Genomic DNA, 25,379 nt, shown 5'->3' on the forward strand with positions numbered 1-25,379 from the left:
AATCATGAAAAAGAAATTTCTTTTATATTCTATACTATTTGCTGGTTTCTCTCTATTCACCTCTTGTCAGGACGAACTAGAATTAACATCTGATAGTGTCATTACCTCAGATAGTTTTTGGAAAACAGAAGACGACGCAAAGGCTGGTGTAAACGGTATGTATGTTAACTTCAGAATCCAAACACAGCAAAACTATTATCTTCTTGGAGGTGCAAGAAGTGCCGAAATAACTGGAGGAGTTCAATCTCCATTAACATTAGCAAATTATTACAATAACAACCTTACACCCCAAAACATCGATGTTGATTGGGCTGGATTGTACACTACAATACATCAGGCAAATTTGATTTTAAAGTATGTACCGCAAATTCCATTTAGTCCAAGTACGGTAAAAGAGCAAAAAAGATACATTGCACAAGCGTATACAATGCGTGCTTTATGCTACTTTATCATGGCGCGTTCGTGGGGAGGTGTTCCAATTGTAACAGAACCTACAGAAAACACAAATCAATCACAGTATATTATTCCGCGTAACACAATCGAAGAAACATTTGCTTTTATTAAATCAGACATTGATAAAGCAATTGCAAACTTCCCTGATACAGCAAATAATACAACTCAATTAGCGCTTCCATCCGTACAAGCCTTAAAAGCGGATGTCTATTTATGGACAGCAAAACAATTAAGCGGCGGAACAGCAGATTTAAACACTGCTTTAGCTTCTGTGAATGCCATACCAGGAACTCCAACTTTATTGCCTAACTTTAAAGATGTTTTTGCTTATGACAAAAAAGGAAATGCCGAAGTACTTTTTGCAGTTCGTTATTCACTTGCAGATTTACCGTCTTCATTGTTAGACAACTGGAATCAATTTATGTTTGTTGGTCCAAGTGATTTTGCTCCATTAACAGCTGCGCAGGCAACTGCAGTTTTTGGAACACTGGGAACAGGATCTGGAAATGCAGGTATTTCGAGAGTACAGCCAGATATTACCAAATTTAATTTTGCTTCTACAGATACTAGAAAAGCAGCAACTTATTTAACTTTATACAATGGTGCAACTCCTGTTGTTACAGGATTAGTGAAATACAACGGAACTGTTGACGGTACAATTAGACGATTTGTAAGTGATATTATCATTTACCGCTGGGCTGATGTTTTATTAATGAAAGCTGAAATTAAAAATGCATTAGGTCAAGATCCATCAACAGAAATGAATTTGGTTATGAAAAGAGCCGATGTAACAGCCTCTTTTACAAATGGTTCACAAACAGCAAATGATGATCTTATTTTAAAAGAACGTTTAAAAGAATTGGCTTTTGAAGGTAAATCATGGTGGGATTTAGTTCGTTTCAACAAAACAAACCTAGTATCATCTATGACAGCTGGCAAAGAAGTTTTGTTCCCAATCTCTCAGAATACAATCAATTTCAATCCAAAAATTGTTCAAAATCCGCTTAGCAAATAAAATTTAAAAAATATAAGTTTAAAATCAGGCTGAGAATCTAAAATGTTCTCAGTCTGATTCAAACAAAATACATCAATAATAAAAAAATACAATCATGAAAATTGAACATTTACAAGGTCTTATCTCTGCCCCTTTTACTCCATTCGACAGCAGCGGAAAATTAGATTTAAGCTTGATTCCTCCTTATTACGCTTTCTTAAAAAGAAACGGAGTTACCGGTGCATTCATTATTGGTTCAACTGGAGAAGGTGTTTCTATTTCGCTTGAAGAAAAGAAAGCTGTAGCACAGGCTTGGGCTGATTGCTCTAATCACGATGCCGATTTTAAAGTAATGGTTTTTCTTGGAGGAACTTCGCTTACTGACTGCATCGAATTAGCAAAACACTCTTATGAAATTGGTTTATATGCCGTTTCTATAACTGCACCATTTTATTTCAAACCATCAAGCGTTGATACATTGGCAGAAATTTGTATTAAAGTTGGAGAAAGTGTTCCAAATATGCCTTTGTACTATTATCATATTCCAGTATTAACAGGAGTAAATATTGCAATGTATGATTTAGTTAGAGCATTAGACGGAAAACTGCCAAACTTCGCAGGCGTGAAATATACACATGAAGATTTCATGGATTTTCAAAGCTGCATGAGTTATGCTGATGGAAAGTTTGATATGCTTTGGGGACGTGACGAAAATATGCTTTCTGCATTAGTTTTAGGCGCAAAAGGTGCTGTAGGAAGTACGTTTAACTACGCTGCTCCATTGTACTATGATTTAATCGACGCTTTTAATGCAAACGATTTGGTGAAGGCACGTAAACTGCAGCAAAAATCTATTGATATGATTCGTTTCTTAGGGAAATACGGCGGAATTTCTGTTGGAAAAGCCTACATGAAATTGGTTGGACATGATTTAGGCGAATTTAGATTACCAGTTAAAAACATGAGCGCGGCACAATTTGAGTTATTCAAAAAAGATGTTGAAGGTTTAAATTTTGATGAATTTAAATCAAAATAATTAAGTTCGTTTTTCTAAAACAAGCCTTTATGAATACTGTATTTTCTTCTTTAATTTTTACCTTTTTTATGATGTCGACAACAATAGGTTCAGCGCAAAAAACAACTATAAAAAGCGTCGAATGGCAAAAAGCCGCGCAATTACAAAATGAAGACGGAAGCCTGTCTTTAGGTTTTGCAGGTCCGATTAACGGAGTTTATAATGACGTTTTTATTACGGCAGGCGGAGCAAATTTTCCAGATAAAATGCCTTGGGAAGGAGGAAAAAAACACTATTCGAAAGAAATTCATGTTTTAGAAAAAATCAAAGACCAATATCAATGGAATAAGAAAAATTCTTTTTCATTGCCAGAACCTATTGCTTATTCAGGAAGTACATCGACAAGTCTTGGAATTGTATATGTGGGAGGAGAAAATGAAAACGGACTTTCTAAAAAAGCATATCTTTTAAAATGGAACAGCAAGCTAAATGAAATCGAACTACAATCACTGCCCGATTTTCCAATCGCCGTTACCAATATTGCCTTGACTAGTTTAAATAATATAGTATATGCGATTGGCGGAGACGAAGCTGCAAAATCATCTGATTTGGTTTTTAGTATTGATTTAAATGCTGCTGAATCTGAATGGAAATCACTTCCTAAATTGCCATTTGCTTTGGCGAATTCAGTTGCAGTAATTCAGAAAGATAAAAACGAAACCAATATTTATATCATTGGCGGAAGAACAAAAACACCATCAGGAATAAGTGATTTACACAATACTACATTGGCTTTTAATTTAAAAAGTCAAACTTGGGAAAGTAAAGCTATAATTACTGACGGTAAAAACACGACTAATTTTTCTGCTGGTGCAGGTGTCGCTTTAGGAAATCAATACATTTTGATTACCGGCGGAGATAACGGAACTACTTTTCATAAAATCGAAACGTATTTATCGCAAATTTCAAAAGCTTCTTCGGAAGAAGAAAAATCAAAGCTTATTGCAGAGAAAAACATATTAAATACAACGCATAAAGGTTTTTACAATGCTGTTTTACTTTACAACACACAAACAAATAAATGGTCAAAAATTGGAGAACTTCCCTTTCTTGCGCATGTAACGACACCGGCAGTGTTATGGAACAATAAAATTGTTTTATCGAATGGAGAAATCAAACCCGGAATACGTACGCCAAATGTTATGATAGGAAGTATCAAATAATATATTTTAAGCTTAAAATCTAATACGTTTTTAAAAACTGCTAGATCTACCAAAACACAATCAAAAAAAAACCACATCAAATAAAATGAAAAACTCTAAATATTATCCTTGGTTAGTAGTCGCCTTACTTTGGATTGTAGCGTTACTAAATTACATGGACAGGCAAATGCTTGCTACTATGAGACCATCGATGGAAAATGATATTCCAGAATTAGTGTCAGGTGAAAACTTTGGACGTTTAATGGCTATTTTTCTTTGGATTTATGCTTTAATGAGTCCCATATCAGGGATTATTGCCGATAAGTTAAATAGAAAATGGCTTATTATAGGCAGTTTGTTTGTTTGGTCTGCGGTTACTTATGCAATGGGCTACGCCACAACGTATAATCAAATTTATTGGCTTCGAGCTGTTATGGGTGTGAGTGAGGCTTTATATATTCCAGCTGGTTTATCTTTAATTGCCGATTTTCATCAGCAAAAAACGAGATCACTTGCCATTGGTATTCATATGACCGGTTTATATGTAGGTTCGGCATTGGGTGGTTTTGGCGCTACGATTGCGGCTAAATTTTCTTGGCATACTACTTTTCATCATTTTGGTATTGTGGGTATTGTATATTCATTCATTTTAGTTTTCTTATTAAGTGAGAAAAAAGTCGAAACTAAAACTATAGATTCTGAATTTAATAAAACGCATGAAAAAGATCCATTGTTCAAAGGTCTGGCGTTACTATTTACCAATATTTCATTTTGGGTAATTCTGTTTTATTTTGCTATCATAAGTTTACCGGGCTGGGCAACTAAAAACTGGCTTCCTACCCTATTCTCGGACAACTTGGGTATTTCAATGGATCAGGCTGGACCTTTAGCAACAATCACCATTTCATTTTCATCATTATTAGGAGTTCTATTTGGAGGTATTTTATCAGACAAATGGGTTCAAAAAAATATAAGAGGAAGAGTTTATACCAGTGCAATAGGTTTAAGCTTAACAATTCCCGCATTAATGTTAATTGGTTTTGGACATTCATTATGGCACGTGGTTGGTGCAGTTTTATGTTTTGGTATAGGATACGGAATGTTTGATGCCAATAATATGCCCATTATCTGTCAGTTTGTTTCTTCAAAACACAGAGCCACCGCATACGGCGTTTTGAATATGACAGGCGTTGCCTGCGGTGCATTAGTCACTTCTTTGCTTGGTAAATCAGCCGATACCGGCAGCTTAGGTTATGGTTTTTCCTTAATGGCTGGTGTCGTTCTGATTGCATTGATCGCTCAAATCAGCTTTTTACGTCCTAAAGTAAATGATTTTGCCGATGCATAAAGCGTAGCGTAATCCCTTAATTTATTTATCCTGAAAATTAATTAGTTGGCTTTTGGTTTTATAAGTCAGGGCGGAGCCTTGCGCTCTGCCCAGCTTATAATGTATTAAGTTTTAAAAATTTAATTAGAAAATGAGAATACTGAATCGAAATTTACTTCTGCTCGCCTTGCTTATTTTTGTGCTCGTTCACACTAAAATAAATGCGCAGCAAAACACCGTAAAAGTTGCCTGTATCGGAGATTCTGTGACAGCTGGATATCTTCTAGCCAATTCAAAAACAGAATCATATCCTTCGCAGCTGCAAATTTTACTGGGTAATAAATTTGAAGTTCAAAATTTTGGGCACAGCGGTGCAACACTCTTAAAAAAAGGAAGTAAGCCTTATTATAAAACAGAAGAATGTGCCAAAGCTATTGCCTATAAACCAGATATTGCAATTATTCATTTAGGTTTAAACGATACTGATCCTAGAAACTGGCCAAATTATAGAGAAGATTTTAATGCTGATTATTCTTGGATTATCGATACTTTAAAAAAGCAAAATCCAAAAGTAAAAATATACATCTGCCGCATGACACCCATTTTTAACGAACACAATCGTTTTAAATCGGGAACACGCGATTGGTTTTGGCAGATTCAGAAGCATATCTCTGAAATTGCAGCGGCAAATGATGTAAAACTCATTGATCTTCATGAAAAATTATACAATCGTCCAGATCTTTTTCCAGATGCTTTACATCCAATAAAAGAAGGTGCAGCGATCCTAGCGCAGACTGTTTACGAAAATATTTCTCAAAATTTTGGAGGTTTAAAACTTGGCGCCGTTTTCAGCGATAATATGATACTTCAGCGTGAACAGCCAATTGTAATTTACGGAAATGCAAATGGAGGCAGTAAAGTTGAAGTACTTTTTGCCAATCAAAAAGAAATCGTAACCACAAATGAATATGGAAAATGGAAAACCATTTTTCCTGCAATGAAATCTGGCGGAACACATCAAATTAAAATTTCATCTGACAAAAAAAGCATTGTTTTAAAGAATATTTTAATTGGAGATATATGGTTTTGCTCGGGACAATCGAATATGGCATTTCCACTGAAAAATGCCGAAAACGGGACTTCGGTCATTAAAAACGCGCAAAGCAATACAACATTACGTCTTTTTAATTTTGAAGTTCTTCAGGAAACAGATGAAAAAGCTTGGGACTCTACAGTTTTAGAAAAAACCAATCAATTACAATACTTTTCAGGAAAATGGAAAGTCTGCGATTCTATAAGTGCCAAAAACTTTTCGGCAATTGCCTTTTATTTTGGTCAAAATATTACTAGAGAAGAAAATGTACCTATTGGCTTAATAGAAGTTGCTGTTGGCGGATCTCCGATCGAATCCTGGATAGACAGATATACTTTAGAACACGACGATAAAGTTGTAGATGTTTTGACGAATTGGCGAAAATCTGATTTTATAATGCCTTGGGTAAGATCACGTTCAGATGAAAATTTAAAAAATGCTGTAAACCCAAAACAACGTCATCCGTACGCACCAAGCTACAACTATGAGGCAGGAGTTGCACATTTTACAGAATTTCCCATAAAAGGATTTCTGTGGTATCAAGGCGAAAGCAATGCACACAATATTGAATTATACGAACATTTAATGCCTGTAATGGTTCAAAGCTGGCGAAAAGCTTGGGGAGCTTCCCTTCCTTTTTACTACGTGCAATTATCGAGTATCGATCGTCCGTCTTGGCCCTCATTTAGAGCTATGCAAAACAGAATCCAGAAAGAAATTCCAAACAGCGGTATGGCAGTTAGTATGGATCTTGGCGATTCGACAAATGTACATCCGATAAGGAAAAAACAAATTGGAGACAGACTGGCTCTTCTAGCCTTAAAATATACTTATGGCAAAAATATAACCGCAAACGGTCCAGCTGTTTTAAAAGCGATACAAAAAGGAGATGCAATTCTAGTTTCTTTTTCAAATGCAAAACAATTACAAACTGCAGATAAAAAAGAGTTAATCGGTTTTGAATTAGTAACCGAAAAAGGAAACAGAATGGAATGTAAAGCTGAAATAGTCAATAATCAAGTCAAAATTACTATTCCGAAAACCGAAAAGATTAAAACGGTCTTTTATGCTTGGAAACCTTATACGAAAGCCAATTTGGTAAATGAGGAAAATCTGCCTTGCTCGACTTTTCAAACAGAAATAATTTCTTCAAGCACAAATTAGAATACATCTCCCAAAAAACATATAAAACTTTTACGCATTGAAAATACGATACAAAAAGTAAAACATAGTAAATCAAAGCCTAACGATATTGGTAGGTATAAAAAAATACTTAAAAAATGAGTTATACAACGACAGACCTGATAGATTTAAAAGATTTTTATCAGAAGCAATTACTTAAAAACACCATTCCTTTCTGGTTTCCTCGCTCTATTGACACTGTTCATGGCGGTTATTTGTTAATGCGAAATCAAACAGGTGAATTAATAGATGATGATAAATCGGTTTGGTTTCAAGGACGTACAGCATGGCTTCTTTCAACACTTTATAATACAATTGAACCTAAACAAGAATGGCTGGACGGCGCAAAATCTGGTATCGATTTTATAAACAAACATTGTTTTGATACGGATGGAAGAATGTTTTTTCATGTAACGCGCGATGGAAGTCCTATTCGTAAACGCCGTTATTATTTTTCTGAGACTTTCGCTGTTATCGCAATGAGTGCTTATGCTAAAGCAAGCGGTGACGAAAAGGTCGCTGAACAAGCGCGTCATTTATTTGGAGAATGTATTAAATATGCGACTACACCAGGATTGTTAGAACCAAAATATACTGCTGTACGTCCGGCAAAAGGAATTGGTTCTCCAATGATTATGATTAACACTGCACAACAGATAAGAGAAACTATTGGTGATCCTAGATGTGATGAATGGATTACTAAATGGATTGCTGAAATCGAAAATGATTTTGTTAAACATGATATTGAATGTGTAATGGAACAGGTTGCGCCAGACGGTTCTATAATTGATCATATCGACGGACGAACTTTGAATCCCGGACATGCAATTGAAGGTGCATGGTTTATCTTGCATGAGGCAAAATATAGAAATAATGATCCGCATTTAATTGAATTGGGGTGCAAAATGCTCGATTATATGTGGGAACGCGGCTGGGATAAAGAACATGGAGGAATTTTGTATTTTCTTGATGTATACGGAAATCCTGTACAGGAATATTGGCAGGACATGAAATTTTGGTGGCCTCATAATGAAGTAATTATTGCGACACTTCTCGCCTACACGATGACTGGAAATGAAAAATATGCAAAATGGCACAAAATGATTCATGACTACTCTTACAGTAAGTTTCATGATAAAGAAAACGGAGAATGGTTTGGTTATCTGCATCGAGACGGAAGCGTTGCACAAACTGCAAAAGGAAATCTTTATAAAGGACCTTTTCATTTACCACGCCAAGAATGGTACTGCCTGCAGCTTCTAAATGAAACTTTAAACCAATAATTAACTGGGTTAAAATATTAAATTTAAACACATAGAAACATAGATTGTATACCTAAAAAGAATACAAAAAGAAACCCATTTCTTTCACATAGATATGCTTTATGTATTTTAATTAAGTGAAACGCCTTTTTTAAGAAGCAAAAGTAAATCCCGAAAGCTATGGGGACTATGTGTTAAAATTAATTACACTCAACGAGTTAATTTAAATATATTAGCAACAACTATTCGAATTTGATTAAGTGTTTCTGAAACATAAAATTCAAAAATCTATTTTTATTCTAATTATGAAAAAATATTTCACACTACTATTATTAACTTCTGCGACAATGATTTATGCACAGAAGGAAACTTATAAAATCGCAGATGGCGTAATTACTAGTCAGGATTTATTTAATAAATCGATGGTTAAAGATGTTTCCTGTTTTAGGATTCCGTCTATAGTAACGGCTCCAAATGGCGATTTGATTGCTGCTATCGATGAACGTGTTCCTTCGTGCGGTGATTTAAAATGGAGCAAAGACATTAATATTGTTATTCGCAGAAGCGCTGATAATGGAAAAACATGGTCAGAGATTGAAAAGGTAGCCGATTTTCCTTTTGGGCAATCTGCGTCAGATCCTTCGATGATTGTTGACAAACAAACTAATGAAATCTTTTTGTTCTATAATTTTATGGACTTGGATAAGGAAAAAGATGTTTATTATTTGCATGTTGTAAAAAGCAGTGACAATGGTAAAACTTGGAGTAAAGCTCAAGATATTACGAGCCAAATTGCGAAACCGGAATGGCATAAAGATTTTAAGTTTATAACTTCTGGACGCGGAATACAAACAAAAAACGGAAAGTTGTTGCATACTTTAGTAAATTTAACGAGCGGCTTGTATATTTTTGGAAGTAATGATCATGGAAAAACATGGTTCTTTATTGACACACCTATAAAACCTGCGGACGAATCAAAAATTATTGAATTGGCTGACGGAAGCTGGATGGTTAATGCAAGGGTAAACAAAGGCGGAATGCGATATGTACATACTTCTACTGATGAGGGAAAAACTTGGAGCACTAAACCAGAACCTAAATTGATAGATCCAGGCTGTAATGCTGAAATTATTCGATACACAGCTAAAGCTGATGGTTATGATAAGAATAGAATTCTGTTTTCGAATGCTAAAATGGAAAAGGATAGAATGAATCTAACAGTTCGTATTAGTTATGATGAAGGAAAAACATGGACGGAAGGAAAAACTATATATGGCGGCGGATCGGCTTATTCGTCTCTTACAATACTTGAGAATGGAGATATTGGAGTGTTTTTTGAAAAAGACGACTATACTCAAAATACTTTCGTAAGCTTTTCATTAAAATGGCTTACAGACGGGAAGGACAATTATAAGAAACCTTCTCAAAAAGGAAAATCAAAGAAATAAAAAACGGCTTAAACCAATGTAGATTCAAAGTTTACTGGATAGTTTAATTTACATAACAAAAACAATGAAACAAGCTATTGTCAATGCTATTGTGCATACAGGTGATGAGATAATTGATAACGGAGTGATTATCGTAGAAAATGGAGCTGTTCTTTCGGTTCAAAAAGAGGTTCCAAATGATCTACCTCAACTCGATTTAAAAGGAAAGCATATAGCAGCAGGATTTATAGATATTCAGATAAATGGAGGTGAAAAACTTTATTTTAGCCAGACGCCTACTGAAGAAACGATTCAGGATATTTATGATTCAAGTTTAAAATATGGTACAACTCATGTTTTACCTTGTTTAATTTCATCGTCTAATGAAACAATTCTGCAAGGAATTGAAGCGACTAAAAATTACATCCAAAAACACAATAATGGTGTAATTGGAATGCATTTAGAAGGTCCGTTCTTAAATCCTTTAAAACGAGGCGCTCACAGTATCGATCAGGTTCGCAAACCAACAAATAGTGAACTTGAAGAAATTATTAGATACGGAAAAGATGTGATAAAAGTAATTACAATCGCACCTGAATGTTTTACTGACGAGCAATTAAATATGCTTTTAGAAAGCGGTATTACAATTTCGGCAGGACATTCTACAATAGGTTATAAAGAGGCACAGCATTATTTTTCAAAAGGCATAAACCTTGTAACACATTTGTTTAATGCTATGACTCAATTTGGTCATCGTGAACCAGGATTAGTTGGTGCTGTTTTTGAAAATGAAAATGTTTATGCTCCCGTAATTTTAGATGGAGCACATTGTGATTATGCAGCCGCAAGGTTGGCTTATAAACTAAAACAAGACAAATTCTTTTTGATCAGTGATGCCACATTTTTAGGGCGAAAAGTAGAAAGTTTTAAATGGGATAATTTTGATGCTCATCTTGTAAATGGCTTTTATAGAAATGACGAAGGCAATTTGGCTGGAGCCACAATCTCTATGTTAGAAGCGGTTCAAAATGCTTATAATCATTTGAATGTTTCTGCAGATGAAGCGGTAAAAATGGGAACAACACGTGTTGCAAATGCGATTGGTTTAGGAGAGAAATTTGGAAAAATAAAAACAGGTTTTCCTGCAAGTTTTGTTCAATTCAATGCTGATTTATCACATATCGAAACGCTTCATTTTTCTAAAACCTCAACAGCAGTTTTATAAAATGATTAAAGAAAAGCTGCTTCCGATTACTGCCAAAATCAAAGAATTTAAAATCATTTTTGCTGGAATATTATTTGCCTTTTTATGGGCATCAGCATCGACTGCTACCAAAATAGGTCTTCATGCTGCGCAGCCTTTTGTGATTTCTATTTTTAGGTTTGTAATAGCCGGAAGCATTATGCTTTTAATTTCTCATATTTTAATGGCAAAACGACTGCCTCAAAAAAAAGAGTGGATTCAAATTAGTATTTACGGTTTGTTTAATATTACTTTTTATTTAGGCTTATATGTTGTTGCTATGCAAAAAGTATCTGCCGGTTTAGGGAGTTTGGCTGTTGCGACTAATCCTGTTTTTATTGTTTTGATCTCGGCGATTTGGTTATCTCATAAAATTAAAATTAAAAACATAATTAGTCTGTTTCTTTGTTTTATTGGTGTGTTTTTAGCGGCATATCCTTTATTGCAAAGCAGTTTTGCAACTCCCGGCGGCATACTTATTTTGGTTGCAAGCATGATCGCCTATTCGTTAGGCACTATTTATTATTCTAAACAAAACTGGAACGGATTACACATTCTTACCATAAATGGGTGGCAAACCATTATTGGGGCTGTGTTTCTGATTCCAGTATTATGGATTACCTATCAATCTGATCAAAATGTTTTTAACAGTGATTTCTGGTTTTCGACCTCGTGGCTTGCCATTGCTGTTTCTATCGGAGCAGTTCAGTTTTGGTTGTATTTATTAAAGATTAATCCAATAAAAGCCTCTTATTGGCTTTTTCTATGTCCAATTTTTGGGTTTTTAATTGCCTATTTTATGGTAAATGAACCGCTTACTTTGTATACCCTTTTTGGTGTAATCTTTGTAATAATAGGATTGTATACCAGTCTTTCTATCGACAGAAAGAAAAACACCTAAGAAAACTACAATTAAATTGATTTTTTGAAGAAGAGAAAAGCCTTTTTAGCTACAACTTTAAAGGCTTTCTTTTTTATATATTGTCAATACAATTGATTTTATTCCATAAAAAAAGCCCGACGCAAATCGGGCTTAATGGTATAAAGTAAGATAGAATTATTTAGTTTTTTGGATCGACACTCAAAGCCGGCATCGACAACTGCTTGCTATTTAGTAACTGTTTAGCCTGCTCAATGGTTCTGTATCTGCCAATTTCCATAGGTCCTCCATAAGAACCACTTTGTTGTGGTCTTGGCGGTACTGCTGCATAAGTCTTCATCAGTTCAAGAATAACTTGATCAAAAATTACCATTGTCCAAGTCTTTTCTGTAAAGCTGTTCATGAAAAGATCATAGCGTTCTTGTGGATCCTGCCATAAATCATATACAGCGGGAACAGTTGCTACATAAGTTTGATCACCTCTCCAACCCAATTGCTGTCCTGGTGTATCACTTCCTGCCTGCGCACCATTATCACCACGTGTATTAAATACTGCCTTCCATTTTCCTATACGTGCGGCTCCAGGAGATAGCTCATTTTCTGTAAAATAAAACCATCTGTCACGAAGTGGTTTTCCTTTTTTGAATAATACATTCGACATATCATAACTGTCAAAAACCATTGGTTTACCTTCTCTATCATTTTTAGGCAGTTCAACTCCTGCAAGACTTGCAAAAGTTGCCATCAAATCTAAACCTCCCACGATATCATGACTTTGGCTTCCTGCTTCAATTTGACCCGGCCACCAAGCAATAGCTGGAACTCGGCTTCCTCCTTCTCTATCTGTTCCTTTTGATCCTCTAAATGGCGTATATCCAGAATCAGGGTGAACGTCTTGCCATGCTCCGTTATCAACTGTATAAATTACAATAGTATTATCTGCAATTCCAAGCTGACGAATTTTATCCATAATTCGTCCAACGTTATAATCCATTTCTACAACTGCATCACCATATTTGCTTTTAGCTGGCGATTTTCCTTTAAATTGTTTTGAAGGTAAATTTGGCTGGTGATTTTTGGCAAAATTGATACACATAAAAAATGGATCTTTTGATTTTCCATATTCATCAAGCTGTTTTAGATTATTATCTACCATATTAATATCTAATTCGGCAATATTTTCTTCTGTTACAGGACCTGTATCACGTGCTGGTTTTCCTGCTTCTCCTTCAAGAATACCTTTAGTCGCTTTTTTAATGAAATCAGATATTTCTGGTGCCATATCAGGATTCCATGAAGGAAAACAATAGGTATACGCATTTAAGTGATATAGTACCACATTTTGCATTTTATCAAATCCATGTGCAATTGGCATCGCATAATCTGCTTCACCCAAATGCCATTTTCCAGAAAAGTAAGTTTTATAATTTGCCTTTTTCAAAATAGATGCCAATGTCCATTCAGCAGCAGGAAGTCCGCCTCCTTCACCTTGAAAAGCAACAGTCGTCATACCGCTTCGGTTTGGAATTCTGCCCGTAATCATGGCCGCTCTTCCCGGAGTACAACTTGGCTGTCCGTAAAACGACCAAAACTGCATACCTTCTTTAGCCATTCTGTCCAAATTTGGAGTCGGCATTCCGCGGCCGACACCACCGCCATAAACTCCTAAATCTCCCCAGCCTGTATCATCAGAAATTACCATAATGATATTTGGCTTCTTTTTAGTTTGTGCATTAATTACTCCTATCGAAGCTATGCTGAACAAACACGCAAAAAATATTCGTAAGGCATTTTTTTTCATAGTTTAAAATTTTAAGGATTAGAATTTATAAATGAAATTGTATGGAAGTACTTTTTAATTGTCTGCTGAAGATTATCAGCTTAAGATTGATTCTCAAATTTAAATAATATTAAGAGCGTTCATAAGGAAATACTTCACAACAACGTTTCAAATTATAATATGCAACCAGTTTCTTAATTCAAGAAAAAAACTTTAATCAAATATTTACGACAAATCGATTGATAAAGCAGCTTTATATCTAACTCTAAAAACACAAAATACCAAATATCACAATATCAACACGTTACAAAACACAAAATTGTATTAATCGTAAGTATTTACACTCAAAATAATCTTTTATAAAACTTAAATGATTCTGTTTTCTTGTTGCAAATTCTAACTTGCAACATATAAAAAAGCCTCTTAAAGCTAACTTTTCATAAATTTGAGTACCCTCTGTTTACAAATACCAATCATTCCTTTTCGAAACTAACGAACAGCATAAATTTTAATTTAATGTGGTTATAAATTGTTCGTATCCACTTTGCAATCTCGAAGCCTATGGGACAATCTTTACAAACTAAGAAGTATTTCAAAAAACTCATTTTGGCATTATTTATAGTTCTTTCTCACACTATAAATTCATACGCTCAAAACTGTACCGTTAACGCTGGAGTTTTAAATGTCACAATTTGTGAAACTGATGCATTAGTTTTAGAAGGAAGCACACCTTCACCAATTATAGGTACTGTTATGTGGTCTCAAATTTCAGGCCCTGCGGTTGTTATAAACTCTCCAGAAAATACGAGTACTACTGTATCTGGTTATACAGGAGGAAATACTTATGTTTTTAGATACAGCGCAGTCTGCGGAGATGGTATCTCAACCTATCAAGATAAGGTCGTTAATGTTGCTCCTATCACTCGAGCACAAGCTGGCGGAGACGTAGCAAGCTGCCCTAACAGTGCAGGAACATTAACTATTACGGCAAACACACCTCAGAATACAGGAGAAAATGGTTACTGGGAAATTGTAGGCAATAATAATGCAGGTGTTGTAATCAATTTTCCCGATTTACCTACTTCGACCATAAATCTGCCTGCAACAAGCTGCGGGGTAACTACCTTACAATGGGTCATTGAAGGTCCAGAACTTGCTCCTGGAATTCGTTGCAGAACTACCTCACAAATTACCGTAACCAACTATGGCGGTGTTAAGCCTATTTCGGCAGGACCAGACCAAACATTAAGCAATTGTTATACTACTACTCAAAGTACCAATTTAAGTGGTACATATGGCGGATGCGGATTAAATGGACAAGGCGGATTATGGACATTCGTAAGCGGCCCAAATACACCAACAATCAGCAGCCCCACATCAAATACTACTCAAATTTCTAATCTAACTGAAGGTACTTATACTTTTAGATGGACAGTAACAGGACCTTGTGCTTCTGGAAATGATTTAGTTTCAATTATTGTACCACCGGCAACCCAAGATGTAACAACATTACCAGGCGGCGATGAAAATATATTCTTTTGTGACAATACTATCACTCAGGTTACCCTGATTGCACAAACCCCTTTGTATGCAGGCGAAACGGTACAATGGACACAAATTGCAGGCGGTCCTGGTGCTGTAATTGTTTCACCAACAAATCCAACTACATTAGTTACAGGTATTTCTGATTCGGGAGATCCTTATAAGTTTAGATATACTCTTACCAATGCTAATACCGGTTGTGTTTTTACTAAAGATTATAATGTTCAGTATAATGGTGCCACAAGAACTATTGTTGCGAACAATGGCAGGGATATCGTAGGAAGCTGTAATGCAACTGTTTTTACAATTCCGCTTACCGTAACTGGTACAGGAGTAAATCAATATAGAATTACGCATGGACCTGATAATTCTCCTTTAGCGCCTTTCCCTACTACACTGCAAAATGTTGGTAATTCACTAACCTTAACCCTTACGGCTCCGGGAGATTATGTTGTAGAGTTCGTTAGAAGTGAAAATGGCTCACTAAATGTTGGATGCGATTATGGTTTTGATACTTTAAACATTCTTGTTTCTGGTGCTCCAATACCTTCTAATGCCGGATCTGATGTAAGTTTACCTTGCGGCGATACCACCACAATGCTTTCTGGTGTTGTGACTGACGATGGCTTGCATTTTTGGAGTCAGTTAAATGGTCCAAATGAAGCTATAATTGCAGATGTTTTTGCAACAGACACGCAAGTAAGCGGCCTTATTCCCGGTACCTATATTTTTCAATATATAACAAAAGGCGGCGGTGCTACCTGCGGATTCTCAGTTTCGACTGTCACTATATATGTCTCTGGAAGTACGTTAAGCAATACCGATGCAGGTCCCGATCACGTGGTTTGTACAAAAACTGATGTACCGCTTACAGCGAAACCCGCAGAAAGCGGAGAAATAGGTGGATGGAGTCAAGTCTCTGGACCAGATACAATAACATTCTCTAATATACATGATCCTAATGCAATTGCTTCAGGATTTTTGACCTCAAATGCTACTTATGAGTTAAAATGGACGATTTCTTATCTGCATCCTGGACCAGCTTGTAGTGCCTCCGTTTCTGATAATGTGCTGATATACACTACCAACAATATTGCTCCAACGAGTTCTGACGCTGGACCAGATACTTGCTATCCTAATGGAACCAATACTTTTAACTTAAGCGGAAATACACCCGAAGGTTCAGATTTTGGGACATGGACGGTCACTCCTTCTGCAGGAGTTGTAATCGCTGATGTAAATGATCCTAATACTTTGGTTACAGTTCCTACAGATGGAACTTATACTTTTACCTGGGCAATAGTAAATAAATCAAGAATATGCATACCAAGTACGAGCAGTGTAAAAGTAACTATTGCAGGCACACCACCAGCTGCAAATGCTGGTCCTGATCAAGAAATCTGCGGTAGTGTAATAACTATGGCTGCCACGGTAAGCAGTGGTGCCACTGGAAACTGGACAAGGATATCTGGAGCGGGTAATTATACTATTAGTGATCCCACTGACCCAAATGCTGTTTTTACGTTTACATTTAGTGGCTACTATATTTTTAGATGGACTGTAAATGCAAATATTTGCGGTGAAGCTTTTGATGATATCAACTTAACTGTTGGAATTCCACCACACGTTGCCGCCGCAGGACCAGATCAAAATGTTTGTAATAATACCAGCGTAACAATGGCTGGAAATGCCTACGACAGTTTTTTTGAAGAAGGTCAATGGTCTGTGCTAACTGGAGCGCCAAATCAGCCTAATATTGTTGATCCATCTAATCCTAATACGGTTATTAACGGACTTGTAAAAGGAACTTATACTTTTAGATGGACAATTAATTCAAAAAGCGTGTTTTTATGTCCGCCAACATTTGATGACATGATCGTAACTGTTTCGCCGGCAGCCAATGCAGGTCCTGATAAAACATATTGTGATGTAACCAGTATACAGCTTATAGGAAACGAAAACTCTACTGGAACTTGGACACTTACTACTACTTCCGGAAGTGTTAATGATGTTGTTATTACCCAATCGCCTCCAAACAGTTATATTGCAAATGCTACAGTAGTTCCTGGAAACACATATGTTTTTACCTATACCATATCTTCTTCTGTCAATCCAGTTTGTCCTGGATCATCAGATCAAATAAATATAGATGTATTTAACGGTGCAAGTGTTGATCCTAATGCAGGAGCCGATCAAAATCTTTGTATTGCTGATGTTGGAGGTAAAACCATTTTAGATGGAAACACACCTCCTCCCGATGTTACAAAAGCCCAATGGAAATTTGTTTATCAGCCAACAGGAAGTGTTGCTGTTATTGAAACACCGTCAGCACCAAAAAGTAATCTATTAAACTTAACCGTTCCTGGACTTTACATTTTAGAATGGGTTTTTGAAAGTGCATCTTGTCGAACACTTTCTGATATAGTTCGTATCGAAATGAATGCCCCGCCTAGTATTGCAGATGCAGGACCAAATGATACTGCAGCTTGTCAAACCACATATAAAACTGCTGCTGTACCGCCTGCAGTTGGTATTGGAACATGGACTTTTGACACGGTTCCAGCTGGAAGTACAGCTGTAATCGATAACCCAAACAGTCCTACCACAACCTTATCAAATGTTACCGTTCTGGGAACTTATATATTAAGATGGACGGTTACAAATGGTTCTTTTACTGATCCTTCATCATGTCAGCCTTCTGTCGATACAGTATCAATAACCTTTAATGACATACCGCCTTCAAAAGCAGATGCAGGCCCAGATCAAGAATTATGTAATGCTGATTCAGCTACTATGGCGGCAGTTCCTGTAACTTCTGGTATTGGTACTTGGACTAAGGTGTCGGGACCTGCTGCCAATATTGGTGCTCCAAATGATCCTAATTCTATAATGCTTGGACTGCAGCCCGGAACTTATGAGTTTTTGTGGACGGTGACAACATTAAATAATAATGGTTGTATTTCTCAAGATTCAGTTATCGTTACGATTTACGACCAGCCTTCAACTGCTGATGCTGGACCAAATCAGATAATCCCACAATTTTCTCCCGTAAACATGAACGCTTTACCTCCAACAGTAGGCACAGGAGTATGGACTCAAATATCAGGACCAAGTACTTTAGGTTTTGTTGACAGCACATCGCCAACAACGGCTGTTAGTGGTACAATTTCTGGTACTTATCAACTTCAATGGACGGTGAGCAACGGAAATTGTGCTGTTTCTTCTGATGTTATGACCCTTACAATACTTGCTGTTTCAGATCTTGAACTAACAAAATCTGTGTCTCCTACTCACGGAAGTGCGGGAGATGTAGTAACCTTTACGATCCAGATTTTTAATAACAATTCACTTGGAGGAACGGTAACCGCAACTGGTGTAGCTGTAAGAGATTATCTTCCTACTGGTTTTACCATAGTGCCGGGATCAGCCAATTTATCAGGACAGTATAATGTAGGAGATAATACGTTGACTTGGTACAATCTTACAATTCCTAACGGAGGAAGGCTAAACTTAACATTCAAAGCTACTATTAATGCCGTTGGAAGTACATTAAATAAAGCTGAAATTGTAGAATCTAATCAATTTGACCCTGACAGTACGCCAAACAATCAAATAGAAACCGAAGATGATCAGGATAGTGTTTCTGTCTCAATAGACGTTGCCGATTTATCACTTCAAAAAACAGTTTCTCCAACTTCTGTTAGTATAAATGACAATGTAATCTTTACAATTAGAGCAACTAACAGCGGTCCTAATAACGCCACAGGAGTAACGGTTTCAGACAAACTTCCTCCGGGTTATACGTATGTCAGCGACAATGGTTCTGGTAAATATAACAGTACTACTGGTATTTGGAATATAGGTAATCTGAACAATGGAAATTCAATCACATTACAGATTACGGCAAAGGTCAATGTTGCAACAGCAGCTAATTACAAAAATACGGCAGAAATACAAACTGCACGTCAAGTTGACCCAGACAGTACACCTGGAAATGGTCTTCCTGAAGATGATATGGCAAGTGCAAATATTACGCTTAAATCAGCAGATTTAGAGCTTACTAAAAGTGTTACACCAACATCTGCAGCGTCAGGTCAACAAGTAGATTTTACTCTTAATGTAATCAATAAAGGCCCTGGAAACGCTACAGGAATAGCTGTACAAGATGTTATTCCAGTAGGTTATACATTGATTCCTGGCTCTGTATCAATTGGAGGAACCTATCAAGTGGCGACAGCTACGCTTGAATGGAAAAATATAGCATTGGCAAATGGTGCTAATACCAATTTAACTTTTAGTGCATTTGTAAATCCGTTAGGAAGTTATAAAAATGTAGCTCAAATAACCGCCAGTGATTTACCCGATCCTGACAGTACACCAAATAATGATGACGGTGATCAAAGCGAAGATGATGAAGCTAATGCTGAAATTATCTATATTGGGCCTTCGGCAGATTTATCATTGGTCAAAAAAGTTGTTGCAGGAAATACTAGTCCAGTAGTAGGAAGTCAGATTTCATTTGAACTAATAATACAAAATGACGGACCAAATAGTGCAACTGGAATTGAGGTTAAAGATTTACTTCCAACAGGATATGAATTTGTAAATTATAGTTCCTCTGCTGGGCTTTATAACAATACTACCGGTATATGGAATGTTGGTACTGTTGATAAAGGAGTTGCAGAATCACTTATTATTGATGCCAAAGTACTGCCAACAGGAGTTTATAAAAATATTGCTCAAGTAACAGCCAGCAGTCTGCCTGATCCTGATAGTACGCCAAATAACGATGATGGAGATCAAAGCGAAGATGATGAAGCCAATGTAATAGTTACTCCTATTCAGCCAACAGCAGATTTATCAATTACTAAATCCGTAAACAGATCATCACCTTTAATAGGCTCCAAAGTTACTTTTGAAATTATAGTAACCAATAATGGGCCAAATGATACTACCGGCGTACAAGTAACTGATAAGCTTCCATCAGGATACACCTATGACTCGTTTACAGTATCTACTGGAACATATGATTCAGCAACAGGTATATGGATTGTTGGAAATTTAGTAAATGGAAAATTTGAAACTCTTCAAGTTACTGCAGTCGTAAACCCAACAGGAGTTTATCTTAATTCTGCTGAGGTAACTGCCAGTGACCTTCCCGATCCAGATTCTACTCCAAATAACAATGTGACTACAGAAGATGATTATGCCGAAATTTCAACAACTCCAGTAACAGCTGTATCTGATTTATCTATTTCAAAAACGGTAAGCAATACCACTCCTACTGTTGGTTCTTTAGTCACTTTTACGGTTATCGTTACTAATGGAGGACCACAAGATAATACTGGTGTCGAAGTAACTGATTTATTGCCTTCTGGATATACATACAACAATTTCACACTCTCAACTGGAGCTTATGATCCAACTACAGGAGTTTGGACTGTAGGTAATTTAGTTAATGGAAAATTTGAAACACTGCAAATCACAGCTCGAGTAAATGCATCTGGCAATTATACTAATAGTACCGAGATAACAGCAGCAGATCTTCCTGATCCAGATTCTACTCCAAACAATGGAAATACTACCGAAGATGATTATTCGACAGCAACTACAGTTCCAATATATCAATCTTCTGACTTGTCATTAACTAAAACTGTTAACAATACTACTCCGTTGGTAGGTACATTAGCAACTTTCGAAATCATTGTGACAAACAATGGTCCGCAAGATAATACAGGAGTTCAAGTAAAAGATTTATTACCTTCTGGATATATCTTAAATGGATATACAATTTCAACAGGAACTTACAATGCAACAACTGGTATATGGACTGTAGGTAATTTGATAAATGGAAAATCAGAAACACTGCAGATTATTGCAACTGTAAATCCTACAGGAGATTTCACCAATATCGCTGAAGTAACTGCTGCAGATCTTCCAGATCCTGATTCAACACCTAATAATGGAGTAACAACTGAAGATGATTATGGCACAGCATTAATAGTTCCAATACAACAAGCTGCAGTTTCAGATCTATCTTTGACCAAAAAAGTCAATAATCCAACACCATTAGTTGGCTCTCAAGTAACTTTTGAAGTAGTAATTACCAACAATGGTCCAAAAGACAATACTGGTGTTAAAGTCAAAGATTTACTGCCTTCAGGTTATACCTATAACTCCTATACAATTACAACTGGAACTTATGATTCGCTTACAGGATTATGGACTGTGGGTAATCTAATAAATGGTAAATCAGAAACGCTGCAAGTAACAGCAACTGTAAACGACTCAGGAGACTATTTAAATGTTGCCGAAGTTACAGCAAGTGACGTCCCTGATCCAGACTCCACACCTAATAATGGTGTTACAACAGAAGATGATTATGCGACAGCAACAACAACTCCAATAAAAAAATCTTCAGATTTGTCATTATCCAAAATAGTAAATAATGCCACTCCGCTGGTTGGCACAATAGATACTTTTGAAATTGTAGTAACCAATAGCGGACCACAAGATAATACTGGTGTTCAGGTAACTGATTTATTGCCTTCTGGATATACATACAGTAGTTTCACTGTTTCAACTGGAACTTATAATCCGACCACAGGAATATGGAACATAGGGAACTTGAATAACGGAAAATCGGAAACTTTACAAATAACTGCAATCATAAATCCAACTGGAAATTATCTGAATTCTGCCGAAATTACAGCAGCAGATCTTCCAGATCCTGATTCAACTCCAAACAATGGAGTAACATCAGAAGATGATTATGATAGTGCATTTACAGTACCGATATTAAGAGGAACTGACTCTGACTTATCGCTGACAAAAAAAGTAAACAATGCCGCTCCTTTAGTGGGTTCTCAGGTTATTTTCGAAATTATTATCAGCAATAACGGTCCATTAGATAATACTGGCGTTAAGGTTCGAGATTTGCTTCCAAACGGATATACTTTTAATGGTTATTCGATCTCTACAGGAACTTATGATTCTACAACTGGCGTTTGGACTGTAGGCGGTTTGGTTAATGGAAAATCTGAAACCTTAGAGATAATGGCAACAGTAAATCCTAATGGAGACTATACTAATGTTGCGGAGGTAATTGCAGCAGATCTTAAGGATCCTGATTCAACACCAAATAATGGAATATCAACTGAAGATGATTATGCGACAGCAACTACTACTCCAACAAATGTGTCGGCAAATCTATCCTTGACCAAAACAGTTAATAATCCAACACCATTAATTGGAGCGCAAGTTACCTTTGAAATTGTTGTAACCAACAGCGGCCCGCAAAATACATCGGGAGTGCAGGTCAAAGATTTACTTCCGCCAGGTTATACTTTTAGCAGTTTTACCGCTACAAAAGGATCCTATAATAAAAATTCAGGAATCTGGAATATCGGCTCTTTTGTAAATGGAGATTCACATACATTGCAAATCACCGCTATAGTAAACGCTGCAGGAAATTATCTCAATATTGCCGAAGTAACGGCGAGCAACATGCCTGATCCTAATTCAACTCCAAATAACGGAGTGACTACTGAAGATGATTATGCAACTGCGCTTGTAACTCCTTCAGTTCTTATGGCCGATTTATCGATCAGTAAAACTACGCAAACAGGTAATACAAGGTATGAAATTGGTTCGACAGTTATTTTTAATATTACAGTAAAAAATGACGGTCCGGGTGATGCAAGCGGTGTGAAAGTAAAAGACTTACTTCCTGCTGGATTTACTTATCTAACCAATTCGGCAACAAGCGGAATTTATAATTATGCTACGGGAATCTGGACTACTGGAACCGTTATTAATGGAGAAACTCAAACTTTGGATATTTATGCCAAAGTAAATCCGCCGACAGGTGCAGCTAATGAATATACTAATGAAACAGAAATTACAGCCAGTAATATGCCTGATCCTGATTCAACACCAAATAACGGAGTTAAAACAGAAGACGACTATGACAGCATTCAAATCAATGTTTCAATCGCTGATTTAAGCTTAGATAAAACAGTAAGCAATAAAAATCCAAATGTAGATGAGATAATAACCTTTACATTAAAGCTTAACAACGAAGGACCAAGTCAAGCAACAGGAGTTGCCGTTGATGATATAATTCCACTAGGCTATCGAAATATTACTAATATCTCAAACGGTGGATTATTTAGAGCCAACACTATAAAATGGGCCAATTTAACTGTTCCCGTTGGAGGTATTACTTTGACTTATCAAGTTACAGTTGCGAGTCCGCATGGTCTTGAAGGTTACGATTATTTAAATATTGCCCAAGTAACGGCAAGTGATCAATACGATCCAGACAGTAAACCAAATAACGATAATGGTGATCAAAGTGAAGATGATGAAGACTCAGAATTCATCAACATTTCATCAACAGATATTGCTATAAACAAAGAGGTTGACAAAACAGATGTGCCAATGTACAGCACCGTAACCTTTACTATTACAGCAGAAAATCTTGGAAACCTAACTGCTACAAATGTCGAAGTTCAAGATGTACTTCCTAAAGGTTATAAACTAGATACATTCACTGTATCAGCTGGAGTATACAACAGTACAACAGGAACTTGGACAATTCCGTCTGTAGCTGTAAAAGGTTCTCAAACTTTGACTATTACGGCAAAAGTGGTTGATTTTAATGACTATTTAAACACGGCTCATTTTGTTAAAATGGATCAAATAGACAGCAACTCGTCAAATAACCAAGACAGCGCAACTGTTGCTCCAAATTGTTTGAAAATTTTCAATGAATTTTCTCCAAATGATGACGGACAAAATGATACTTTCTACATCGACTGTATCTCACAATATCCAGACAATCAGCTCGAGATATTTAATCGCTGGGGTAATTTAGTGTATTACAAGAAAGGGTACAATAACACTTGGGACGGCAAGGCAGACGGCTCTGCAAAAACACTTCCAGAAGGTACCTATTTCTACATTCTTGATCTAGGAAATGGTTCTCCAAAAACATCTGGATGGCTTTATTTAAAATAAAATAGCAATAACCAAAATAGAATTGGCTATGATTAAAAGTATAAAAAAGATTTTCACGATCCTTACAATGCTTTCTGTATTTGGTGCGATAGCTCAGCAAGATCCCCAATACACACAGTATATGTATAATACGCTTAGTGTTAACTCTGCGTATGCCGGCTCATTAGGGCATTTAGCTATAACTGGTATATATAGAACACAATGGGTTGGACTTGAAGGAGCGCCAAACACGCAATCTTTTACGCTCGATACTCCTCTTGGAAAAAACGTGGGTTTAGGTTTATCTGTAGTAAGTGAAGAAATAGGCCCTTCAGAAGAGCAATATCTAGATGCTAACTTCTCTTACACCATTCCATCAGGACAAACCCATAAATTGTCTTTTGGAATTAAAGGCGGCGGAAGAGTAATAAATATTGACTGGACAAAAGGAAGTTATAGAGATCCAGATGTACAGTTTCGTGAAAACATCACCAATAAATTCCTTCCAGTAGTTGGTGCGGGATTATATTGGCATGGCGAAAGAGATTATATCGGATTGGCTATTCCAAATTTTATGACCAGAGAACGATACAATTATGATGATATTGCCGATGATCTAGTCAATGAACGAATGCATCTTTATCTTATTGGTGGAATTGTTTTTGATCTTTCAGCTCACACCAAGTTTAAACCAGCCGCAATGGTAAAATATGTAGCGGGAGCTCCATTAATTGCCGATTTCTCAGCTAATTTCATGTTTAATAACTGCGTAACACTTGGCGTTTCTTATAGAACAGGAGATTCTGTAAGTGCTCTCGCATCGTTACAAATCACACCGCAATTTCTTGTAGGCTACGCTTATGATTATACTACTACCGAATTACAAAACTACAATAGCGGCACACACGAAATTATGCTTCGATTTGAATTAGTATCACGCAAAAAGGGATTAAAATCTCCTAGATTCTTTTAATACTAG

12 protein-coding genes are annotated in these 25,379 nt (G+C 36.4%); 11 read left to right on the forward strand and 1 reads right to left on the reverse strand.

Features of this window, described 5'->3' with window-relative positions; all coding sequences use genetic code 11:
• Window positions 1–4: 4 nt before the first annotated feature.
• The 9 genes from B0A81_RS01635 to B0A81_RS01675 all read left to right on the forward strand — a co-directional run bounded on the left by B0A81_RS01635 (window position 5) and on the right by B0A81_RS01675 (window position 12,099).
• On the forward strand, window positions 5–1,468 hold the full coding sequence (locus tag B0A81_RS01635; protein ID WP_089056387.1) for a RagB/SusD family nutrient uptake outer membrane protein: 1,464 nt from the start codon (window positions 5–7) through the stop codon (window positions 1,466–1,468).
• Between the two features lie 94 nt (window positions 1,469–1,562).
• Window positions 1,563–2,483 carry a dihydrodipicolinate synthase family protein gene (locus tag B0A81_RS01640; protein WP_089056388.1) on the forward strand — a complete coding sequence of 307 codons (921 nt, stop codon included), beginning with the start codon at window positions 1,563–1,565 and terminating at the stop codon, window positions 2,481–2,483.
• Between the two features lie 29 nt (window positions 2,484–2,512).
• Window positions 2,513–3,685 carry a galactose oxidase gene (locus tag B0A81_RS01645; protein ID WP_089056389.1) on the forward strand — a complete coding sequence of 391 codons (1,173 nt, stop codon included), beginning with the start codon at window positions 2,513–2,515 and terminating at the stop codon, window positions 3,683–3,685.
• Between the two features lie 85 nt (window positions 3,686–3,770).
• Window positions 3,771–5,012: an MFS transporter gene (locus B0A81_RS01650; protein ID WP_089056390.1), complete on the forward strand. Its 1,242-nt coding sequence runs from the start codon at window positions 3,771–3,773 to the stop codon at window positions 5,010–5,012.
• A 130-nt stretch (window positions 5,013–5,142) separates the two neighbouring features.
• Window positions 5,143–7,248, forward strand: coding sequence for a GDSL-type esterase/lipase family protein (locus tag B0A81_RS01655; RefSeq protein ID WP_244281217.1), 2,106 nt, complete (start codon window positions 5,143–5,145; stop codon window positions 7,246–7,248).
• Between the two features lie 116 nt (window positions 7,249–7,364).
• Window positions 7,365–8,549: an AGE family epimerase/isomerase gene (locus B0A81_RS01660; protein ID WP_089056391.1), complete on the forward strand. Its 1,185-nt coding sequence runs from the start codon at window positions 7,365–7,367 to the stop codon at window positions 8,547–8,549.
• 284 nt (window positions 8,550–8,833) lie between these two features.
• Complete coding sequence (locus B0A81_RS01665; RefSeq protein ID WP_089056392.1) at window positions 8,834–9,976, forward strand: sialidase family protein; 1,143 nt, start codon at window positions 8,834–8,836, stop codon at window positions 9,974–9,976.
• A 64-nt stretch (window positions 9,977–10,040) separates the two neighbouring features.
• The gene (gene nagA / locus B0A81_RS01670; protein ID WP_089056393.1) at window positions 10,041–11,180 is read left to right on the forward strand and encodes an N-acetylglucosamine-6-phosphate deacetylase; all 1,140 of its coding nucleotides are present in this window, start codon (window positions 10,041–10,043) and stop codon (window positions 11,178–11,180) included.
• A 1-nt stretch (window position 11,181) separates the two neighbouring features.
• Window positions 11,182–12,099, forward strand: a complete 918-nt coding sequence (locus B0A81_RS01675; protein ID WP_089056394.1) for a DMT family transporter — start codon at window positions 11,182–11,184, stop codon at window positions 12,097–12,099.
• A 160-nt stretch (window positions 12,100–12,259) separates the two neighbouring features.
• Here the strand turns inward: B0A81_RS01675 and B0A81_RS01680 are convergent, their stop codons facing one another.
• A complete protein-coding gene (locus B0A81_RS01680) occupies window positions 12,260–13,879 on the reverse strand; it encodes an arylsulfatase (protein WP_089056395.1) in 1,620 nt (539 codons plus the stop codon).
• 585 nt (window positions 13,880–14,464) lie between these two features.
• Between B0A81_RS01680 and B0A81_RS01685 the strand changes: the two genes are divergently transcribed.
• Together B0A81_RS01685 and B0A81_RS01690 are read left to right on the forward strand one after the other, a co-directional pair.
• Complete coding sequence (locus B0A81_RS01685) at window positions 14,465–24,421, forward strand: PKD domain-containing protein (RefSeq protein ID WP_244281219.1); 9,957 nt, start codon at window positions 14,465–14,467, stop codon at window positions 24,419–24,421.
• A gap of 28 nt (window positions 24,422–24,449) precedes the next feature.
• Window positions 24,450–25,373, forward strand: a complete 924-nt coding sequence (locus B0A81_RS01690; RefSeq protein WP_089056397.1) for a PorP/SprF family type IX secretion system membrane protein — start codon at window positions 24,450–24,452, stop codon at window positions 25,371–25,373.
• Window positions 25,374–25,379 lie beyond the last annotated feature (6 nt).

The organism is Flavobacterium plurextorum (assembly GCF_002217395.1).
GTDB classification, from domain to species: Bacteria; Bacteroidota; Bacteroidia; order Flavobacteriales; family Flavobacteriaceae; genus Flavobacterium; species Flavobacterium plurextorum.